Annotated in this window: 15 protein-coding genes and 1 tRNA gene; 11 read left to right on the top strand and 5 right to left on the bottom strand. The window is 71.5% G+C overall.

What is annotated here, in order from left to right; translation table 11 throughout:
- The first annotated feature begins 59 nt into the window (after positions 1-59).
- On the top strand, positions 60-686 hold the full coding sequence (locus AMETH_RS33025) for a bifunctional DNA primase/polymerase (RefSeq protein ID WP_017985464.1): 627 nt from the start codon (positions 60-62) through the stop codon (positions 684-686).
- On the opposite strand, the gene AMETH_RS33020 is transcribed toward AMETH_RS33025, so the two are convergent.
- A complete protein-coding gene (locus AMETH_RS33020) occupies positions 668-3,418 on the bottom strand; it encodes a DEAD/DEAH box helicase (protein WP_017985463.1) in 2,751 nt (916 codons plus the stop codon). The two genes, AMETH_RS33025 and AMETH_RS33020, sit on opposite strands and share 19 nt — an antisense overlap.
- A gap of 244 nt (positions 3,419-3,662) precedes the next feature.
- Here AMETH_RS33020 and AMETH_RS33015 point away from each other — a divergent pair, with 244 nt between their 5' ends.
- A complete protein-coding gene (locus AMETH_RS33015; protein ID WP_017985462.1) occupies positions 3,663-5,957 on the top strand; it encodes a sodium-translocating pyrophosphatase in 2,295 nt (764 codons plus the stop codon).
- A 132-nt stretch (positions 5,958-6,089) separates the two neighbouring features.
- Positions 6,090-6,686 carry a hypothetical protein gene (locus tag AMETH_RS33010; protein ID WP_026153588.1) on the top strand — a complete coding sequence of 199 codons (597 nt, stop codon included), beginning with the start codon at positions 6,090-6,092 and terminating at the stop codon, positions 6,684-6,686.
- On the opposite strand, the gene AMETH_RS33005 is transcribed toward AMETH_RS33010, so the two are convergent.
- Positions 6,683-7,444 (bottom strand): MerR family transcriptional regulator, encoded by a 762-nt coding sequence (locus AMETH_RS33005; RefSeq protein WP_017985460.1) that lies wholly within the window; start codon positions 7,442-7,444, stop codon positions 6,683-6,685. The genes AMETH_RS33010 and AMETH_RS33005 overlap by 4 nt on opposite strands.
- A gap of 126 nt (positions 7,445-7,570) precedes the next feature.
- On the opposite strand from AMETH_RS33005, the gene AMETH_RS33000 reads away from it, so the two are divergent.
- Positions 7,571-8,158 carry a hypothetical protein gene (locus AMETH_RS33000; protein ID WP_085929383.1) on the top strand — a complete coding sequence of 196 codons (588 nt, stop codon included), beginning with the start codon at positions 7,571-7,573 and terminating at the stop codon, positions 8,156-8,158.
- 1 nt (position 8,159) lies between these two features.
- Here the strand turns inward: AMETH_RS33000 and AMETH_RS32995 are convergent, their stop codons facing one another.
- Complete coding sequence (locus tag AMETH_RS32995; protein WP_017985458.1) at positions 8,160-9,002, bottom strand: trypsin-like serine peptidase; 843 nt, start codon at positions 9,000-9,002, stop codon at positions 8,160-8,162.
- Positions 9,003-9,233: 231 nt separating this feature from the next.
- Here AMETH_RS32995 and topA point away from each other — a divergent pair, with 231 nt between their 5' ends.
- The 5 genes from topA (at position 9,234) to AMETH_RS32970 (ending at position 16,907) form a co-directional block, all read left to right on the top strand.
- A complete protein-coding gene (gene topA, locus AMETH_RS32990) occupies positions 9,234-11,996 on the top strand; it encodes a type I DNA topoisomerase (RefSeq protein WP_017985457.1) in 2,763 nt (920 codons plus the stop codon).
- A gap of 54 nt (positions 11,997-12,050) precedes the next feature.
- Entirely contained in the window at positions 12,051-12,845 is a 795-nt protein-coding gene (locus AMETH_RS32985; RefSeq protein WP_017985456.1) for a hypothetical protein, read from the top strand.
- Between the two features lie 110 nt (positions 12,846-12,955).
- On the top strand, positions 12,956-13,456 hold the full coding sequence (locus AMETH_RS32980) for a hypothetical protein (protein WP_223843303.1): 501 nt from the start codon (positions 12,956-12,958) through the stop codon (positions 13,454-13,456).
- A 146-nt stretch (positions 13,457-13,602) separates the two neighbouring features.
- Positions 13,603-15,702, top strand: a complete 2,100-nt coding sequence (locus tag AMETH_RS32975; RefSeq protein WP_017985454.1) for a bifunctional MFS transporter/dTMP kinase — start codon at positions 13,603-13,605, stop codon at positions 15,700-15,702.
- Positions 15,699-16,907, top strand: coding sequence for a DNA polymerase III subunit delta' (locus AMETH_RS32970; RefSeq protein WP_017985453.1), 1,209 nt, complete (start codon positions 15,699-15,701; stop codon positions 16,905-16,907). Before AMETH_RS32975 ends, AMETH_RS32970 begins: the two co-directional genes overlap by 4 nt.
- Positions 16,908-16,961: 54 nt before the next feature.
- Here AMETH_RS32970 and AMETH_RS32965 read toward each other — a convergent pair whose 3' ends face one another.
- Complete coding sequence (locus tag AMETH_RS32965) at positions 16,962-18,587, bottom strand: hypothetical protein (protein WP_017985452.1); 1,626 nt, start codon at positions 18,585-18,587, stop codon at positions 16,962-16,964.
- A gap of 127 nt (positions 18,588-18,714) precedes the next feature.
- Between AMETH_RS32965 and AMETH_RS32960 the strand changes: the two genes are divergently transcribed.
- Both AMETH_RS32960 and AMETH_RS32955 read left to right on the top strand, forming a co-directional pair.
- Positions 18,715-18,788 (top strand) — tRNA-Thr (locus AMETH_RS32960).
- 68 nt (positions 18,789-18,856) lie between these two features.
- The gene (locus AMETH_RS32955; protein ID WP_017985451.1) at positions 18,857-19,642 is read left to right on the top strand and encodes a class I SAM-dependent methyltransferase; all 786 of its coding nucleotides are present in this window, start codon (positions 18,857-18,859) and stop codon (positions 19,640-19,642) included.
- On the opposite strand, the gene AMETH_RS32950 is transcribed toward AMETH_RS32955, so the two are convergent.
- The gene (locus AMETH_RS32950) at positions 19,559-20,044 is read right to left on the bottom strand and encodes a Pr6Pr family membrane protein (RefSeq protein WP_223842999.1); all 486 of its coding nucleotides are present in this window, start codon (positions 20,042-20,044) and stop codon (positions 19,559-19,561) included. The two genes, AMETH_RS32955 and AMETH_RS32950, sit on opposite strands and share 84 nt — an antisense overlap.
- Positions 20,045-20,056: the final 12 nt, after the last annotated feature.

The raw sequence follows: 20,056 nt of genomic DNA, 5'->3' as shown, positions 1-20,056 counted from the left end.
TTATTGGGAACCAGACAGCCACCGCGAGCGGTGGAACAAGCAAGGAGTTGTGGACGGAAATGTTGGACACGGATTGGTCGGACAGCTGGCGGGGCGCCTTCCGCATCGAGCTACGAGCGGAGGCCATCGGTCTCGCCTGGCACGGGTGGCCGGTGCTGCCCGGCACCTTTCCGGCGCAGGCGAACGCCGAGGGCTCCTGGACCGGCCCGGTGCCCGTCCACGAGGACTGGGCCGACCGGCTCGGCGCCCACCCCAACGAGGTGGCCGGCTGGTGGACCGGGCAGCCCTACAGCCTGCTCGTCGCGACCGGCACCGTGCTGGACGCCGTCGAGGTTCCCGATGAACTGGGCAAGCGTGCCGCCCGCCTGCTTCGCGCGACCGGCCACCCCGCGCCGATCGTCGCGACGCCCGACGGTCGCTGGCTGTTCCTGACCACGGTCGCCGACCGCATCCCGGAGGAGCTCGCCACCGACGGCGAGGTCCGCTGGCACGGTCAGGGCAGCTGGATCCCGCTCCCGCCCACGCCGTTCCAGCACGGCGTCGTGCACTGGCGGGTCAAGCCGGATGTGTGGAGCTGGCGTCTGCCGTCCGCCGACGCCGTGCACTCCGTGCTCGCCCGCGCTCTCGACCAGCGGGGTTCCGACCGGACCGCCCTCGTCGGCGCCGGTCAGTTCGCCGCAGCCTGAGCCACCCCGTGGTCGTGCTGGGCACTGTGAAGACTCACCGCCCCGAGCACGGTTTCCAGCACGGCCACCGCCCCCGCCTTGTCCAGTGGGTCGTTACCGTTCCCGCACTTCGGTGACTGAACACAGGACGGGCATCCCGCCGGGCACTCGCAGGAGAGAATGGCCTCCCGCGTAGCGGCCAGCCACGGGACAACAGCAGCGAAACCGCGATCGGCGAATCCCGCGCCTCCGGGATGGCCGTCGTGCACGAACACCGTCGCCTCCCCGGTGTCAGCGTGCAAAGCGGTCGAGACGCCGCCGATGTCCCACCGGTCGCACGTAGCGAACAGCGGTAGCAGGCCGATCGCCGCGTGCTCGGCGGCGTGCAGGGCGCCGGGGATGCGCGCCGGATCCAGACCGGCGCCCCCCGGCGCCCCGCCGAATCCAAGCGGGCCACCGCTTCCAGACGCCCGACTGGCTTCAAGCGGGCCGCGGGTTCGGGACGGCTGGGCGGCTTCAAGCGGGCCGGCGGCTCCGGACGGCTGGCCGGCCTCAAGCGCGCTGGCGGCTTCGGACGCCATTCCAGTTTCCAATGGGCTGCCGGTTCGGGATGCCTGGTCGGTTCCACGTGCGCCGCTGGCTCCAGACGGTGCGCCGGCTTCAGACGGCCTGCCGGTGGCTCCGGTGGGGCCGCGCCCTTCTCGCGGTCCGCTGGTTCTGGACGTTCCGGTGGATTCCTGGGGCGCAGTGGCTGTGCGGGAACCCCTGGATTCCAGAGCTGCGGTGGCGGTGCGCCGTTCGCCTGCAGGGACAGCCCGAGGGGCCTCCAGCAGTTCCGGGCTGATCGTGTACCACACGGCCCGCGTCTCGAGCGTCTGCGCAGGCAGGTCGAGCGCCACGTGGTCCAGGACCTCGCCGGACGGGCGGCGTCTCAGGTAGCCGACCACCTGGGAGGTCACCGCGACCTCGCCCAGGCACACGCTCACCCCGCCGTAGTCGACCCGTTCCTGGGTGCTCAGCACCTTGATGTCGGCGACCTCCCTCGCCGACGTCGTCCACTCCGGGTCTTCCGCGTGCACCAGCGCGATCCCGGACTCCAGGTCCAGCTCGTCCACCACGTACGACGACCCCTGGTGCAGGTACACGGCACCCGGGTGCACCGTCGTGCACGCCGAGCCCGGGTCGACCGTTCCGAGCAGCCTCGACGTGTCCGCCTCCACCACCGCGATCTGCTCGCCGCCCGAACCACGAATATCCACCTCGTAGTGGGGGCGGTCCCGGGACGTCCAGTACCAGCCGCTCGGCCGCCTCCGCAGCAGCCCGTCCGCCACGAGCGTGTCCAGCACCTCGCGCGCCGCCGCTCCGCCGAACGTGTCCAGCTCGCCCGTGGTCAGCGGCAGCTCCGCCGCGGCGCACGCCAGCTGCGGCGCCAGCACGTACGGGTTCGACGGGTCCAGCACCGCCGTCTCCACCGGCCGCTCCAGCACCGCCGCCGGGTGGTGCACCAGGTACGTGTCCAGTGGATCGTCCCGCGCCACAAAGACCACCAGCGCGTCGTCACCCGCCCGGCCCGCCCGGCCCGCCTGCTGCCAGAACGACGCCAGCGTGCCCGGATACCCCGCCAGCACCACCGCGTCCAGCCCCGCGATGTCCACACCCAGCTCGAGCGCGTTCGTCGTCGCCACGCCCTTGAGCTCGCCCGACAGCAGGGCGCGCTCCAGCGCACGCCGCTCCTCGGGCAGGAAGCCCGCCCGGTACGCCGCCACCTGCGACGGCAACTCGCTGTCCACTTCGGACAACAACCGCCGGGCGCCGAGCGCCGTCAGCTCCGCGCCCCGCCGCGACCGCACGAACGCCAGTGTCCGCGCACCCTCGATGACCAGCTCCGCCAGGATCCGGCCGGCCTCCGCACCCGCCGACCGGCGCACCGGCGCACCGTTCTCACCCCGGTGGTCCTCCACCAGCGGCGGCTCCCACAACGCCACCGTCCGCGCCCCGCGCGGTGACGCGTCCTCGACCACAGGCACGCAGTCCTCGCCCACCAGACGGCACGCGAACTCGCCCGGCTCCGCCGTTGTCGCGGACGCGAGGATGAACACCGGCGACGAACCGTAGTGCCGTGCCACCCGCTGCAGCCGCCGCAGCAGCAGCGCGACGTGCGACCCGAACACGCCCCGGTAGCTGTGGCACTCGTCGATCACGACGTAGGAGAGCTTGCGGAACAACCGCGCCCACCGCGAGTGCGCGGCCAGGATGCCGCGGTGCAGCATGTCCGGGTTCGTGAACACCCACCGCGCGTGCGCCCGCACCCAGTCGCGCTCCGCCATCGGCGTGTCACCGTCGTACGACGCCGCCCGCACCCCGGGAACGTCCAAAGCGGACACCGAACGCAGCTGGTCGGCGCCCAGCGCCTTCGTCGGCGACAGGTACAGCGCGCACGCCTTGTCGTCTGCGACCAGCTTCGTCAGCACCGGCAGCTGGTAGCACAACGACTTGCCGGACGCCGTGCCCGTCGACACCACGACGTGCCGCCCCCCGAAGGCCAGCGACGCCGCCTCCGACTGGTGCGCCCAGGGCCGCTCCACCCCGCTCGAGCGCAGGGCCGTCACCACCCGCGGGTCCGCCCACGACGGCCACTCGGTGTGCCGCGCCTCGCGGGCGGGCAGGTCGGCCACGTGGGTCACCGGGTTCTCCCGGATCCCGGCGGTGACCCGGTGCAGCAACCGCCGCGCGCGCTCGGTTCCCGCAACCACATCCACGCTTTCCAGCTTCGCACACGTGTACGACAGAACCGGTCTCGTGTGAAAAGATCATGAACCGTGAGCAGGCTCACATGTACCGAGAGTGATCGTTGCGGGACGCCCTGACCGCGCCGGATCCATTACCAATACACTCCCCGCAACCGGCACCACTTGTGGTGTAGATCCCATGCCAGCGTCGGCACGGCTTTCGGAAGGCGAGCTGTCACTGGCGACAGGAACGTTTCCAGGAGGACGGATGTCCCGGCAGACCCTCGCGGAGGGCCTCGAGTTTTCCGGAGGTGACTACGGCATCGCGGCCGTCGTCGCCGTCATCGCCCTGATCGCACTGGTCATCGGCTGGCTCCTGCTCAAGGAGGTGCTGGCCGCCGGCCAGGGCACCACGAAGATGCAGGACATCGCCAAGGCCGTACAGGAAGGGGCGGCCGCGTATCTGAAGCGGCAGCGCAACACCCTCTCGATCTTCGGTGTAGTGGTGTTCCTGCTGCTCCTCGCGCTCCCGGCGGAGGACTGGAACGAGCGCATCGGCCGCTCGCTGTTCTTCCTCGTCGGCGCGGTGTTCTCGTTCCTCATCGGCTACACCGGCATGTGGCTGGCGACGCGGGCCAACCTGCGGGTCGCCGCCGCCTCCCGCGAGCCGGGCGGCCGGGAGAAGGCGATGCGCGCCGCGTTCCGCACCGGCGGCGCGGTCGGCATGTTCACCGTCGGCCTCGGCCTGTTCGGCGCCGCGGTCGTCGTGCTCGTCTACACCGGCCAGGCGCCGAAGGTGCTCGAGGGCTTCGGCTTCGGCGCCGCGCTGATCGCGATGTTCATGCGTGTCGGCGGCGGCATCTTCACCAAGGCCGCCGACGTGGGCGCGGACCTGGTCGGCAAGGTCGAGCAGAACATCCCGGAGGACGACCCGCGCAACGCGGCCACCATCGCCGACAACGTGGGCGACAACGTGGGTGACTGCGCCGGCATGGCGGCCGACCTCTTCGAGTCCTACGCGGTGACCCTGGTCGCCGCGCTCATCCTCGGCAGCACCGCGTTCGGTGTCGACGGCCTGCTGTTCCCGCTGATCGTGCCCGCCATCGGTGTCATCACCGCGGTCATCGGCGTCTACATCACGCGCGCCCGTTCCGGTGAGAACGGCCTGGTCACGATCAACCGCTCGTTCTACATCTCGGCAGCCATTTCCGCGGTGCTGTGCGCGATCGCCGCGTTTGTCTACCTGCCCGGCTCGTTCGCCGAGTTCGGCGCGGACCAGGCGGGCATCGACGGCAACCCGGCGCTCATCGCGTTCGTCGCCGTGATCATCGGCATCGTGCTGGCCGGCGTGATCCTGAAGCTGACCGGCTACTACACCGGCACCGAGCACGGGCCGGTGAAGAACGTCGGGGACACCTCGCGGACCGGCGCCGCGACCGTCATCCTGTCCGGCATCTCGGTCGGCTTCGAGTCGGCCGTCTACACCGCGCTGGTGATCGGCGCGGCGGTGTTCGGCGCCTACCTGCTCGGCGGCACGATCGCGCTGTTCGCGGTCGCGCTCGCCGGCACCGGTCTGCTGACCACGGTCGGCGTCATCGTCGCGATGGACACCTTTGGCCCGGTCTCGGACAACGCGCAGGGCATCGCGGAGATGTCTGGCGAGGTCGACGAGAACGCGGCGCAGATCCTGACCGAGCTGGACGCGGTCGGCAACACCACCAAGGCGATCACCAAGGGCATCGCGATCGCGACCGCCGTGCTGGCGGCGACCGCGCTGTTCGGTTCGTACCAGGACTCGATCTCCAAGGCGCTGGCCGACATCGGCGAGTCCGCGGCGGGCGTGAAGTCGTTCGTGGACACCATCGTCAGCCCGAACACGCTGGTCGGCGTGATCATCGGCGCCGCGGTGGTCTTCCTGTTCTCCGGTCTCGCGGTCAACGCCGTGTCCCGCGCCGCGGGCGCGGTGGTGTACGAGGTGCGCCGCCAGTTCCGGGACATTCCGGGGATCATGGAGGGCACCACGCGGCCCGAGTACGGCAAGGTCGTGGACATCGTCACCCGCGACTCGCTGCGTGAGCTGGCCACCCCGGGTCTGCTCGCGGTGTTCGCCCCGATCGCCGTCGGCTTCGGCCTCGGCACCGGCGCGCTGGCCGGTTACCTGGCGGGGGCGATCGCGACCGGCACCCTGATGGCGATCTTTCTGGCCAACTCCGGTGGCGCCTGGGACAACGCGAAGAAGCTGGTCGAGGACGGCCACCACGGTGGCAAGGGCTCCGAGGCGCACGCCGCGACGGTCATCGGCGACACCGTCGGCGACCCGTTCAAGGACACCGCGGGCCCGGCGATCAACCCGCTGATCAAGGTGATGAACCTGGTCTCGGTGCTGATCGCGCCCGCCGTCGTGCAGTTCTCGATCGGGCCGGACGCCTCCGCGGGCGTGCGGATCGCGATTTCGCTGGTCGCGGTGGCGATCATCATCGCCGCGATCGTGGTGTCGAAGCGGCGCGCGAGCGTCATGACGGAGACGCCGAGCGAGGACGCCACCCCGGCGAAGACCGCCTGACACGTCCGGAAGGCCGGGTTCGTCGCGCACGGAGCGTGACGGGCCCGGCCTTTTCCATGCCCGGCGGTTGTGATCCGCAATCGTCTCGGTACCGTCGGGAAAGAGCTCACGTCGGCAGCTGGAGGTGTGTGGGTGCGGCCCGGGAAGTCGCTGTTTCTGGTGGTGCTGACCGGGCTCTGCGTGGGCCTCTCCGGATGCGGCCAGCAGCCCGCGAGAACCGTCGAGCCGGGCGGCCCCGGCCTGTCGCAGGAACAGGTCCGGCAGCAGGACGCCGCCGCGCGGTGGGCCGACGACTACTGCGTCGCCGTCGGCTCGCTGGTCCAGGGCCTGGCGACGATGCCGAGCGTGGACCCGAGCAGCCCGCACCGCGCCGTGCGCACGTCGAGCGAACTGCTCGGGTCGGTGATCGGCGGACTGGACCGCGCGCTGGACGGGCTCGGCAAACTGCCACCGTCCCCGGTGCCAGGTGGCGACCAGGTGCGGGCCCAGGCCGTGGCCGACTTCCAGGGCGTGCGCGACCGCGCCTCCGCCGTCCGGCAGCGGCTCGATTCCACGGACGCCAGCGACATCGACGAGGCCACGCTCGGGCAGGCGCACGGCCCGCTGGACGAGGTGTCCCGCCTCGACCTGCTGAACCGCTTCGACACCGTGCCCGAGCTGGCCACCGCGATCGCGCACGCCCCGGTGTGCCAGCAGCTCACGGTGCAGGTGACCGCCGCGCCCCGCTAGCTCATCCGGGCGCGGGCGTACGCGGCCATCGCGTCACGCAGGTACTCGGCGAGCCCGGGGTGGATCGCCTCGTAAACCCCGCGGAAGCGTTCGTCGTCGCTGTACAGCCGGCCGAGGCCGGTGTAGGACTCGGCGTCCGGCGTCCAGAAGCTCTCCAGCCAGGCGCGGTGGGCCGCGACCGCGTCGAGCGCGCGCTCGTCGTCGGCCGGGACACCCTCCCGGAGCAGCTCGGCCAGCCGCTCGGCCGCCTCAGCGCCCTGCCGCTTGACGGCGTCCCACTTCTCGTCCGACCAGCGCTTGCTCCGCTCGTGCGACTGCACGGCGTCCTCACCCCACCGTTCCACCGCTTCCTCTGCCAGCCACTTCGCCTTCTCCGAGTGCGGCGAAAACCCCTCGAACAGTTCCTTGGCGGACATGTGTTCCCCTCCTTCCAGTTCTTCGATGGTCCGGGCGACGGTGTCGGCGAGCCGGTCCAGCCGATCGCGCTCCGCCAGCAGCCATTTCCGGTGCAGCCGCAGGGCCTCGGCCCTGGACACGGACCCGTCGAGGACCTCGGCGATCGTGTCCAGGCCGAGTCCCAGCTCCCGCAGCAGCAGGATCTGCTGCAGCCGGATGAGCTGTTCCCGCTGGTAGTAGCGCCTCCCGCTGGTGTCGGCGAAGGCCGGTGGCAGCAGGCCGATGTCGTCGTAGTGCCGCAGGGTCCGGGAGGTCACCCCGGAGGCCTTGGACACCTGGACGATCGACAGCGGTTCGTCCATCTCGTCTCCATCCTCGCCCGTGAAAACCACGGTAGAGCTTGACGTTGCGTCAACTTCAAGAACTTTTTCCACGCGACGACTCGCGGGAAATCGAACGGGTGTTCTACCCTGTCCGCTGTGGATCAGATGTCGCTCTTCTCGGCGGAGGCGAGCGGCCCGGACATCGCCGACCTGAGCGGCGTCCTGTGCGGGCAGGGCCAGATCACCGGTTTCGCGCGCACGGCCGCCCGCCTCACCGTCGAGGTGGACGAGGTGTGGCGCGCGCGGGTGCTGGTCGCCGAGTTCGGCAGGCGCGGGGTCGCGGCGGAGCTGGGCCGGACCGAGGACGGCGGACCGGTGGTCCGCACCGCGTTCCGGTCCGATCTGATCGGGCTGGCCAGGGCGTGGCTCGACGACGAGGGGAAGTCGCTGCCGGGGCGGTTCCGGCTGACCGGCGCGGCGCTGCGGCTGTGGGCGCTCGCGGCGGGACGTCCGGGTGTCCAGGGGTACCTGCTGGCCGTCGACGAGCGCGCGCCGGGCACGCACGAGCCGCTCGCCGAGGCGTTCCGGCAGCTCGGCGTGCCGGCGCAGGTGGTGGGGCCGAAGGGCGGCGGGCCCGCCGTGCGTGTCACCGGCCGCCGCCGTCTCGCGACGCTGGCCGAGCTCATCGGCATGCCCCCGCCGGGCGCCGAGCCGGTGTGGCCGCAGCACGCACCGGCCCGGCAGGCGGTGTGATTCAGGCGGGAATGGGAACCGGCAGCGCCACGTTGGGCTTGGGCAGCAGGCACCCGTCCCGAACCAGGCTGAGCTGGTTGTTCTTGGCGAAGCAGGCCGGGATCCGGTAGGTCTGCTGCCCGTAGGTCAGGCCCTGCCGGGCGAACACCACGCCGTTCTCGTCGACCTCGCACGGGTTGTTGAACGTGCAGACCTCGCCGTTGTCGTTGCCGGTGTTGTTGATGCCGACGACCTCCCGGCTGCCCTGGTCGATGATCGGCGAGCCGGACGTGCCGTGGACGGTGTCGCAGCCGGGCGCGTACCGGATCGAGTCCTTCCAGGTCCAGCCCGCCTCGCGCACCGAGTACACGACGCGTTCGATCGAGCAGTTCCAGGTGCGGGCGAAGAAGCCGGAGACGACGCTGACCGGGGTGCCGACGTTGGCGGGCGAGGCCGCCACGGTCAGCGGGTGCCCGCCGAAGTCGCGGGCGATCTCCCGGTAGGAGGAGTCGAGGGCGTAGAGCGCGACGTCGGTGTCGGTCATCGTGGCGTAGACGAGCTTCGTCGCGCGGATCTGGCCCAGCTCGCGGCCGTCGGCGCCGAGCAGCACCATCTTGCGGTTGGCGGGCCGGTTGACCAGGACCTCGCCTGGTTCCGGCATGCCCGACTCCAGGCAGTGACCGTTGGTGAGGACGAGCGCGCGGTCGAACTCGTCCGACTGGGGCAACCGGACGAGTGAACCGGAGCAGTTGCTGAGCTTGACGATGCCGCTGTAGTCGGCGGGTGCGGCGGACGCGGCGCTGACCCCGGCCAATGCGGGACCGGTCAGCAGAACGGCGAGGATTGTGAACAGGCGGCGGAACATGACGCGGAGCGTAGCGGAACGGCTACTCAGAAGCCCCGCGAAGCGTGTGGCCGGTATCACGTGCTAGGTGTGGAAAGGGGAAGATGACGCACGCCGCGGCCCGTCCCGGCCGGGAAGTGCGGCGGCGTGTTACGTCACCTCGGGGGACATCACCGGCAGGCAACGTGCACACTTGCTGGTTGAACAGGCGCCGCTGCTGCAGCGGCGGGATGGAGCAGGAGAGCGGACAGCGTGGCTGGATCGACGAAGACGAAGAAGGACGACACCGGGGCGAACGGCGCCGGTCGTCGGCGGTTGGTGATCGTCGAGTCGCCCGCCAAGGCCCGCAAGATCGCCTCCTACCTCGGCCCGGGCTACGTCGTGGAGTCCTCGGTCGGGCACATCCGCGACCTGCCGTCGAAGGCGGAGGACGTCCCGGCCAAGTACAAGGGCGAGTCCTGGGCGAAGCTCGGCGTGAACGTCGACCACGACTTCGAGCCGCTCTACGTCGTCTCCGCGGACAAGAAGTCCAAGGTCACCGAGTTGAAGAGCCTGCTGAAGGACGTCGACGAGCTCTTCCTCGCCACCGACCCCGACCGCGAGGGCGAGGCCATCGCCTGGCACCTGCTGGAGACCCTCAAGCCGAAGGTCCCGGTGCGCCGGATGGTCTTCCACGAGGTCACCGAGCAGGCCGTCCGCGCGGCCGCCGAGGACACCCGCGAGCTGGACGGGGACCTCGTCGACGCGCAGGAGACCCGCCGCATCCTGGACCGGCTGTACGGCTACGAGGTCTCGCCGGTGCTGTGGAAGAAGGTCATGCCGCGGCTGTCGGCGGGCCGGGTGCAGTCGGTGGCGACGCGGCTGGTCGTGGAGCGCGAGCGGGAGCGCATCAAGTTCACCTCGGCCTCGTACTGGGACATCTCCGCGACGATGGACGCGGGCGAGGACGCCAGCCCGCGCCAGTTCCCGGCGCGCCTGGTGTCGGTCGACGGCGCGCGCCTGGCCACCGGCAAGGACTTCGACGCCTCCGGGCAGCTCAAGGCGAACGCCAAGGACGTCCGGGTGCTGGAGGAGGCGGCGGCGCGTGCGCTGGCCCAGGGCCTGCACCAGCGGGACTTCAAGGTCACCAGCGTCGAGGAGAAGCCGTACACGCGGCGGCCGTACGCGCCGTTCATGACCTCCACGCTGCAGCAGGAGGCCGGCCGCAAGCTGCGCTTCAACGCCGAGACCACGATGCAGATCGCGCAGCGGCTGTACCAGAACGGGTACATCACCTACATGCGTACCGACTCCACGACGCTGTCGGAGTCGGCGCTGGCGGCGGCCCGCAGCCAGGCGACCGAGCTGTACGGCAAAGACCACGTCTCGCCGACGCCGCGGCAGTACACCCGCAAGGTCAAGAACGCGCAGGAGGCCCACGAGGCGATCCGCCCCGCGGGCGAGGTGTTCCGCACGCCCGGCCAGGTCGCCGGCGAGCTGCAGGCCGACGAGTTCCGGCTGTACGAGCTGATCTGGCAGCGCACGATCGCCTCGCAGATGGCCGACGCCAAGGGCACCACGATGTCGGTGCGCATCACCGGCACCGCGAGCACGGGCGAGGAGTGCGTGTTCGCCGCGTCCGGCCGCACGATCACCTTCGCCGGCTTCCTCAAGGCCTACGTGGAGGCGGTGGACGCCGACTCCGGCGCCGAGGCCGACGACAAGCAGAGCCGCCTGCCGCAGCTGGTGAAGGACCAGGCGCTGACCGCGACCGACCTGTCCCCGGACGGGCACGCGACCACGCCGCCGGCGCGCTACAACGAGCCCAGCCTGGTCAGCAAGCTGGAGGAGCTGGGCATCGGCCGCCCGTCGACGTACGCGTCGATCATCAAGACCATCCAGGACCGCGGGTACGTCTGGAAGAAGGGCTCCGCGCTGGTCCCGTCGTGGGTCGCGTTCGCCGTGGTCGGGCTGCTGGAGCGGCACTTCGAGCGGCTGGTCGACTACGACTTCACCGCCGCAATGGAGGACGAGCTCGACCGCATCGCGGCCGGGAACGAGCAGCGCACCCGCTGGCTGTCGCGGTTCTACTTCGGCGGCGAGCAGGGCGTGGACGGCTCGGTCGGCCGCCTCGGCGGGCTGAAGAAGCTGGTCAGCGGCGGGGTCGAGGACATCGACCCGCGCGAGATCAACTCCATCCCGATGTTCGAGGACAACGACGGGCACACCGTGCACGTGCGGGTCGGCCGCTACGGCCCGTACCTGGAGCGCGAGGTGGACGGCAAGCCGCAGCGCGCGAACCTGCCGGAGGACCTGCCGCCGGACGAGCTGACCGTGGAGATCGCGGAGAAGCTGTTCGCGACCCCGCAGGAGGGCCGTGACCTCGGCGTTGACCCGGTCACCCAGCACCGGATCGTCGCCAAGGAGGGCCGGTTCGGCCCGTACGTCACCGAGGTGCTGCCGGAGCCCGAGGAGACCGAGGGCAAGAAGACCAGCAAGGCGAAGAAGCCGAAGCCGCGCACCGGTTCGCTGTTCCGGTCGATGTCGATCGAGACGGTGACGCTGGAGGACGCGCTCAAGCTGCTGTCGCTGCCGCGCGTGGTCGGCAAGGACCCGGAGACCGGTGAGGAGATCACCGCGCAGAACGGGCGCTACGGTCCGTACCTGAAGAAGGGCACGGACTCGCGGTCGCTGTCGAGCGAGGACCAGATCTTCTCCATCACGCTCGAAGAGGCGCTGAAGATCTACGCGGAGCCGAAGCAGCGTGGCCGCCGGGGCGCCGCGAAGCCGCCGCTGAAGGAACTGGGCGAGGACCCGGTGTCCAAGAAGCCGATGGTGGTCAAGGACGGCCGGTTCGGCCCGTACGTCACCGACGGGGAGTACAACGCGACCCTGCGCAAGGGCGACAGCATCGAAGGGCTGACCCCGGAGCGGGCGTCCGAGCTGCTCGCCGAGAAGCGCGCGAAGGGCCCGGCGCCGAAGAAGAAGGCGCCGGCGCGCAAGGCCCCTGCGAAGAAGGCGGCCGCGAAGAAGTAGGCCTCGAACAGCAGTTCGACCAAAACTGTCGTACCCCGGGTGCACACTGCCCCCGTGACGACGATCGACGAACTGCTGACCGAGGCCGCCCGGCCGGTGCTGGACGCCGTGCCGGAGCGCGCGAGCACCTGGGACCTGTACGCGCCGTACGCGACGGACGACGACGTCGAGCGGATCCGGTACCCGCTGAGCCGATCGGACGACCCGGCCGACCTGGTCGCCGAGGCCGAGGAGCACAACGCCTGGATGGCGCAGCTACGGGACTCGCCGTTCGTCGAGGGCGGCGGCCTGACCGACGACGCGATGCGCGCGTTCGCGCTGATGCTGCGCGGTCCGATCCGGATGGTGCTCACCGGCGTGCACAGCGGGCTCGCCGGGCCGCTCGACGTGCGGGTCTACGCCGACACCGCCGCCGGGGTGCTGTGGAGCTGGCGGCCGGACAGCACGCAGGTCGGCGGCTGGGGCTACCGCGAGCTCCGCACCCTGTTCGACCGGGTGGTCGGGTTCGTGCCCGAGCAGCGCCGCGGCCGGTTCGGCTCGGTGATGCTGCAGGCGGGCCCCTCGGGTGAGCTGGCCGGGCGGGACGCCGACCGGGCGGCGCGGGTGCGGGAGTTCCTGCGGCGGCCGCGTACCGGCACCACCGTGGTCGACCTGATGGCGTTCGACCGGCGCTGCGCGCAGTTCCCGCGGCTCGGCTACGTGGTGGTGGACAACGACCTGGGGCGGCACGTCCTGGCCACGGTCACCGAACCGGGCGAGGGCACGCAACTGTTCCTGGTCCCGTCCGACCGCGACCGGCTCGCCCAGTGGATGACCGACGCGGTCGAGGCGGCGATGACCTGTGCCTGAACTTCCGGTTGCGCACAGTGATCACGAGGTTGCCCGGATGGGCGCGTGCACATCGCGAAAAGCCCACTACGCTGGGGCGAGGTGTTTCCGATCGCACGGGAGTGGTCACCATGGGTCCGGCCAAGGACGACGGTCGTTTCGGCGACGGCACGCAGTCCGGCCTGCCACCGCTGACGTTCGGCGACGCCGTCTCGGGGTCAGTCGCCGACGAAGAGGGCTACCAGCCGTTGAAGGTGGCCAAGCCGGTCGAGCCGGACCCGGAGAAGGTCCGCGAGATGATCGAGGCCATGTCGGACAAGCCGGCGGCGCCGGCCGAGACGCCGGTGGACGACACACCGCCCGCGGCTCCCGCCCCGGCGGTGCCGCCCGCGCCGCCGCTGGGCATCCTGCCGCGTCAGCGCACGTGGACCGGGCGCCAGCGGATCGGTTCGTGGTCGAAGCCGTCGTTCCGCCTGCCGCGGCCGGGGCAGGGCGGCTCGGTCCGCAGGGCGAAACCGTCCAGCGGGTCGGCGGCGTTCCTCGTCGCGATCCTGCTGATGGTCGTGTTCGGCGTGCTCGCGATCCAGTTCCTGTCCAGCTTGATCGACACGCTCAGCGGCATCTTCGAATAGTCCGCGGCGGGACGATCTTCGCGTTTCGGACGCCTACCGTCCACCACGACGGGCACTCTCAGAACGGCAGAGCTACCCTGGCCCCACGGTTGGGGGATGCCGGTGTGTCGCGCGAGGGGTTCCCCAGCGCCGCGGGAGTGAGTGGGGTGGGTCCGATCAGCGAGGTCGTGCACGTGGAACCCGGCGCAGGAAGTGAGGCGCCGGCAGGGCGTGACGCCTCGACGATCCACCGGGCCCGGCGGGTCCTGGCGATCCGGCCGTTCCGGCGGCTGTGGGGCGTGACCTACCTGTGCAGCGTCGCGGACTGGCTGACCATCCTGGGCCTGACGAGCCTGGCGACCCAGCTGACCACGAACTACACCGCGCAGAACTTCGCCTTCACCGGCGTCCTGCTCTCCGCGCTGCTGCCCGGCCTGATCTTCGCCCCGCTCGGCGGCCTGCTCGCCGACCGCTTCGACCGGCGCAAGGTCATGTTCGTCGCCGACCTGTTCCGCTGCGGCTTCCTGCTGTCGGTAGCGTTCGTCGGCACGTCCTGGTGGCTCTACATCGCGAACTTCCTGGCCAGCGCGAGCGCGATGATGTGGATCCCGTCCAAGGAGGCGGCGGTCCCGAACCTGCTCAGGCGCCCGGACCAGGTGGAGACGGCCAACCAGCTCGGCCTGGTGATGACGTACGGGCTCGCCACGGTCACCGCGGGTGGCCTCTACGCCGTGGTGACCCGGATCGCGGCCTCGGTCGGCCTCCCGTCCGGGTTCTTCGGTGAGCTCGGCGTCGCCAAGGTCATCGTCGTGCTCATCGCGCTGCTGTACCTGGCCAGCGCGATCCTGGTGCTGACCCGCATCCCGGAGCTGTCGATCCGCAAGCCGCGGATGGCCAAGGTCTCGCACGAGCAGGCCGAGAAGGCCGCGAAGCCGATCGCGGAGGCGGACAAGCCCGGGCTGGGCGCCCTGGTCAAGGACGCGGGCAAGTACGTGCGGAGCACGCCGCTGGTCCGTGGCCTGCTCATCGGCGCGGCTGGCGCGTTCGCGGCGGGCGGCGCGGTGGTCGGGTCGGCCAAGCCGTATTCGTCGAGCCTGCTGGCCGGCGACTCCGCGTGGGGCCTGCTGGTCGTGGCCGTATTCATCGGGCTGGCGACCGGCATGGGCGGCGCGCCGAAGCTGGCCCGGCGGCTGCCGCACGACCGGCTCTTCGGCATCTCGATCGTGCTCGCCGGGCTGGCGCTGATCCTGGTGGCGCTGTCGCCGCACCTGACCGTGTCGCTGATCGCGGTCGCGATCGTTGGCGCGTGCGCCGGCGCCGCGTTCCTGACCGGCGTGACGATCATCGGCTCGCAGGTCGACGACGCGATCCGTGGCCGGATCAACGCGATCTACCAGTCGATGATGAAGATCATCGTGTTCGGGTCGGTCTCACTGGTGCCGCTGCTGATCGGCCTGACGAAGCCGCGGACGATCACGGTCTGGGGCAACCCGATCATCATCGACGGCACCCGCCCGGTGATGCTCGGCGGCGGCGCCCTCGCCGCGGTCGTCGGCGTCATCGCCTACCGGCAGATGGACTCGCGACGGTCCGAGCCGATCATGGCCGACCTGCGCAATGCGATCCGCCGCCGCCCGCGCCGGGTGAACGGCCTGCTCATCGCGCTGGAGGGCACCACGGCCGCGGACACCGCCGTGCAGGCGTCGAAGCTCGCCGAGTGGCTGCGATCGGCCAGCCCGCGCCCGGTGGTGCTGGCCGAGGACCCGGCGCTGGACGACGAGCGGCTCGCCGCGCTCATCGGCAACGCGTCGCTGTCCGGGGCGCGGGCACAGGCCCTCGCGGCCGCCGCGGTGCGCGCCGACATCGTGGAGCGCAACGTCAACCCCGCGCTGGACGGTGGCGCGATCGTGGTGATGGAACGCTTCGTCGACTCGCCGCTCGCACACCTGTCCGCCGTCGCCGGACTGGACGCCAAGGAACTGGAAGGGCTCGCCGACTGGGCCACCGGCCGCCTCCGGCCTGACGTGACCGTGCTGCTGGACGCCGACCCCGGCACGAACGCGCCCGGCCCGATCTCGGTCGAGGACCAGTGGCGCGTGCAGCACCTGCTCAGCGAGATGGCCGCCGCCGACCCCGATCACTACGTGGTGGTGGACGCCGACGGGCCCGCGGAGGAGGTCGGCGACCGGGTGCGCACCGCGGTAACGGCCGTGCTCGCCCAGCGCAAGCTCGGACTGGTGCCGCTCGCCGAGGTGGAGGCCAGGTGACCGCTGTCGTCGCGCCGGCCGGGGTGTGGGGCCAGCTGGTCGGGCAGGACCACGCCGTCGACGTGCTGTCCGCGGCAGCGCGGGCGGCGGCGCAGATCGTCGCGGGCGAGCCCGCGCCGCCGGGCGCGATGACGCACGCCTGGCTGCTCACCGGCCCGCCCGGTTCCGGCCGGTCGGTGGCCGCCCGCGCGTTCGCCGCGGCCCTGCAGTGCATCACCGGCACCGGCTGCGGCCAGTGCCCCGGTTGCCGCACGGCGATGCACGGCACACACGCCGACGTGCGCCTGGTCATCCCGGAGGGCCTGTCGATCTCGGTCGCGGAGATGCGTGCGCTGGTCCAGGCCGCGGCTCGCCGCCCGACGACGGGGCAGTGGCAGGTCGTGATCATCGAGGACGCCGACCGGTTGACGGAAGGCGCGTCGAACGCCCTGCTCAAGGCGGTCGAGGAGCCGCCGGAGCGGACGGTGTTCCTGCTGTGCGCGCCGTCGGACCACCCCGAGGACATCTCGGTCACGATCCGTTCCCGGTGCCGTCTGGTGACGCTGCGGACGCCCGCCGCGGAGGCGATCGCCCGCGTGCTGGTCGAGCGGGACGGCGTCGACCCGGAGCTGGCGGAATGGGCGGCGTCGGTGTGCGGCGGTCACGTCGGCCGCGCGCGGCGCCTGGCCACGGACGACAACGCCCGCAAGCGCCGGGCCGCGGTGCTGCGGATCCCGCTGGGCCTGTCGCGTCCCGGTGACGTGTTCCGCTGCGCCGACGACCTGATCGCGGCCGCCGAAGCGGACGCGACGGAGGAGAGCAAGGAACGCGACGAGGCCGAGAAGGCGGAGCTGCGCAACGCGATGGGCGGCGACGCGACCGGCAAGGGCGTCGCCGGCGCCAAGCGCGCGGCCGAAGCGGCGGTCAAGCAGCTGGAGAAGCGCCAGAAGTCCCGGGCGACCCGCACCCAACGCGACACGCTGGACCTCGCGCTGGTCGACCTCGCGGGCTTCTACCGGGACGTGCTGGTGGCGGTGAGCGGCGCCGACGCCCGCTACAACCACCCCGACCACGCCCAGGACATCGAGCAGGCCGCACGCCAGTGGACGGCGGAGTCGACGCTGAAGCGCCTGGAAGCGGTGCTGGCCTGCCGCGAAGCGATCCTGTGGAACGTCAAGCCGCGGATCGCGGTGGAGGCGATGCTGACGGCCCTGCGCCACGGCTGACGAACGCGTGAAAAGGGGCGGCGCCGGTTGCGACACCGCCCCTTCCGCAGAACGTCAGTCCCGTGGCCGTGGCGACGGCTTCACGGGCACCGCCTTCAGCCGCTTCCGGGCCGGGAACGCCGCGACGAGCACGACCCCGAGCAGCAACATCGCCGTGCCGGTCCAGAACATCGGCACCGCCGAGTAGGCGCCGGCCGTGTAGGCGAGTTTCTGCGGCGCGGCCGGGGGAGCCGCGTTGCCCGGCGGCGGCGTGGTCGTCGTCCCGCACACGACACCGCCCTCGGGCGCGTACGCCCGCCCGATCTGCTCGCCGAGCGACAGCTGCGCCAGCGACGACGGCAGCGTGTCGCTGCCCGCCGGGAGGAGGTCCTTCAGCCCGGCGGTCGGCAGGATCTGCAGGTCCAGCAGCCGGGCGGAGGCGCCCAGCTGGTAGCCCTTGAACGGGTCGGTGAGGTTCTGGCCCTTCTGGGTCAGCTCGGCGATGCTCAGCCGCAGGACGCCGAGGTCGAGCACCTTGCCCGCGGTGTCCGAGACCTGCTGCAGGCCCTTCTGCGCGGTGGCGACCAGGCCGCCGACCACCGGCAGGTCCTCCAGCGGGCCGAACTGCTGGGACAGGCCGGACAGTGGCAGGCCGATCGGGATGTCTTTCGTCGGGTTGGTCGCGTCGAGCGTGTAGAGCACCTTGCCCTGCCGCTCGATCGTGATCACCGGCGCCGTGTACTCGACCTTCGAGGTCTTCTCGTCGCCGGTCGAGGTGACCTTGAGGGTCGGCTGGCTGACGACCTTCAGCGTCAGCTCCAGCGGGGTGCCCTTGAGGATCTCGATGTCCGCGGCCTGCAGCGTGGAGACCGACTGGACCGCCTTGTTCGGCGAACCGGGGATGTCGACCAACTGCACCACCGACCGCGACGACAGCGTGTTCGGCAGGCTGAGCACGGAGTTCGTGCCGTCGGACTTGGTCTGGTTGCCGCCGCTGAGCAGGCCGCCGAGGGTCTGCAGGCCCTGCGCCGGGTCGAAACCGTCGGCCAGCTGCACGTTCTGCAGGTCAAGGCCGTCGATCGGCAGGTTGGGCAGCGACGGGATGACGTTGAGCAGCGACAGGCTCGCCACGGAGGTGCTGGCGTCGGCGATGGTGCCGACGCACGGGCCGAGCGTCGGGCTGTAGCGGGCGTGCACCTTGCCGTTCAGCAGGCCGACGTTGAGCAGCGGGTTCTCCGGCGCGTTGAGGCCGCCGGTGAGCGGCTTCTCGTTGTCCGGCAGCGCGGTCTGCACGAGGCTGCCGGGCGCCTGCGGCGCGTTCCCGCCGATCGCGAGCCCGAGCGGAGAGGACTGGGCGATCGACTTCTCGTAGCTGAGCAGCGCCTCGGAGTTCGCCTGCGCGCTGGACAGGCCCATGCCGGCTTCGAGCGCGGACTGCTTGGGCAGCTGCTCGCCGTAGCCGGGCAGGATCGTGCTGGTCGGGACCGAGTTGGGCAGCAGGCGCAGCACGCCGAGCGCGGCGGCCGCGTCGGCGACCGCGTGGCCGAGTGGCTGCGGACCCTCCTGGCCGACGAACGGTGGCTGCCCCGGGTTGGCCGGCTGTGGGGTCGGGGTGGTGGGGATCGTGCTCTGCGCCACGGCGGGCGTGGCCGACAGGACGAGCACGACCGCGGCGACCGGCAGCGCCAGCGCGCGAGGCATGCGTCGACGCATATGGAAGGTCCTCCCAGTACGACCGGGCCGATCTTCGAGTGATCGGCGTCGCACAGCCTAACGACGCGGGGGGTGCTGAAGTGACGCGGACGGGGCCGCTACACTGGTTCGTGTTGCCGCCTTAGCTCAGTCGGCCAGAGCGGCTCACTCGTAATGAGCAGGTCAGGGGTTCGATTCCCCTAGGCGGCTCCGGCAACGGTCGGGGGCTCTCCACTCGGAGGGCCCCCGACGTCGTTTCCGGCCTAGGCTCTCCGGCCATGGCCCGCCGCTCCGAGACGATCAGTCCGACCGCCCACTACACCGGCTTCGTGTGGGTGCGCAGCGGGCTCTCCGACCCCGCCTTCGCGACCGCCGAGGGGCGTATCCTGCACGGGCTGCTGCGGCCGCTCATGGCGGCCAGCGGCGCGCTGGGCGGGCCGACGCTCGACGGCTTCCTGCTGGCCCGGCACCGCCTGATCGACCGGCTCCTCACCGACGCCGTCGAGCGCGACGGGATCACCCAGGTCGTGGAGATCGCGGCCGGGCTGTCCGCCCGCGGCTGGCGCTTCACCCGTCGCCACCCCGGCCTCACCTACCTCGAAGCGGACCTGCCGGACATGGCCGAGCGCAAACGCCGCACCCTGTGCGGCGCGCTTCCGGCCGGGCCCGGGCACCGCGTGGCCGAACTGGACGTCCTCGACGAGACCGGTCTGGACCGGCTGGTGGCGGACCTCGACCCGGCCCGCGGGCTGGTGATCGTCACCGAGGGGCTGGTCAACTACTTCGACGAGCCGGCCGTGCGCGCGATGTGGGCGCGCTTCGCCAGGGCGCTGGGCCGGTTCGAGCGTGGTCGGTACCTCTCTGACCTGCACCTGGCCACCCCGGACTTCGCGGTGCGGGCGTTCGCCCGGGCGCTGTCGGCGTTCGTGCGCGGACAGGTGCACCTGCACTTCACGGGTGCGGCCGAGGCGGAGGCGGCGCTACTCGCGGCTGGATTCGGCCGGGCGGTCCTGCACGTCCCGCCGGAGACGGGGCTCGTCCGGGTCATCGAGGCCACGCCCTAGCCGCCGGTCGAGCAGCATCGCGCCGAACGCGAGCGCGAGGAACAGTACCGCGATCACCAGGCAGTTCACCGCCACCCACGCGAGCGGGTAGACCACCGACCAGCCGATGATCCGCGGGGTGACCGCGCGGCGCGGCCCGAACAGCAGCCACCCGAGCACCCCGAGCAGCGGGGACGCGGTGTGCAACAGGAAGTCGGCCACCCATGCCCACCCGGTGAGGTCCTGACGACCGGCCAGCACGAGGTGGAACACGATGCCGGTGACCGCGATCGCGAGCACCCCGTCCAGCCGCAGGGTCCGGAACACTGTGGACGTCCGCAGGGGACGGATCGCCAGCAGCAGGCTCGTGAATCCCGCGATCAGGTTGGACTGGATCGTGAAGTAGGCGAACACGTTTGCCATCCGCGCGGCCGC

It is taken from the genome of Amycolatopsis methanolica 239, from assembly GCF_000739085.1.
Classification (GTDB): Bacteria; Actinomycetota; Actinomycetes; order Mycobacteriales; family Pseudonocardiaceae; genus Amycolatopsis_E; species Amycolatopsis_E methanolica.
Note: the sequence above shows the minus strand (reverse complement) of the source record. Positions and strands in the feature narration are given on the sequence as shown.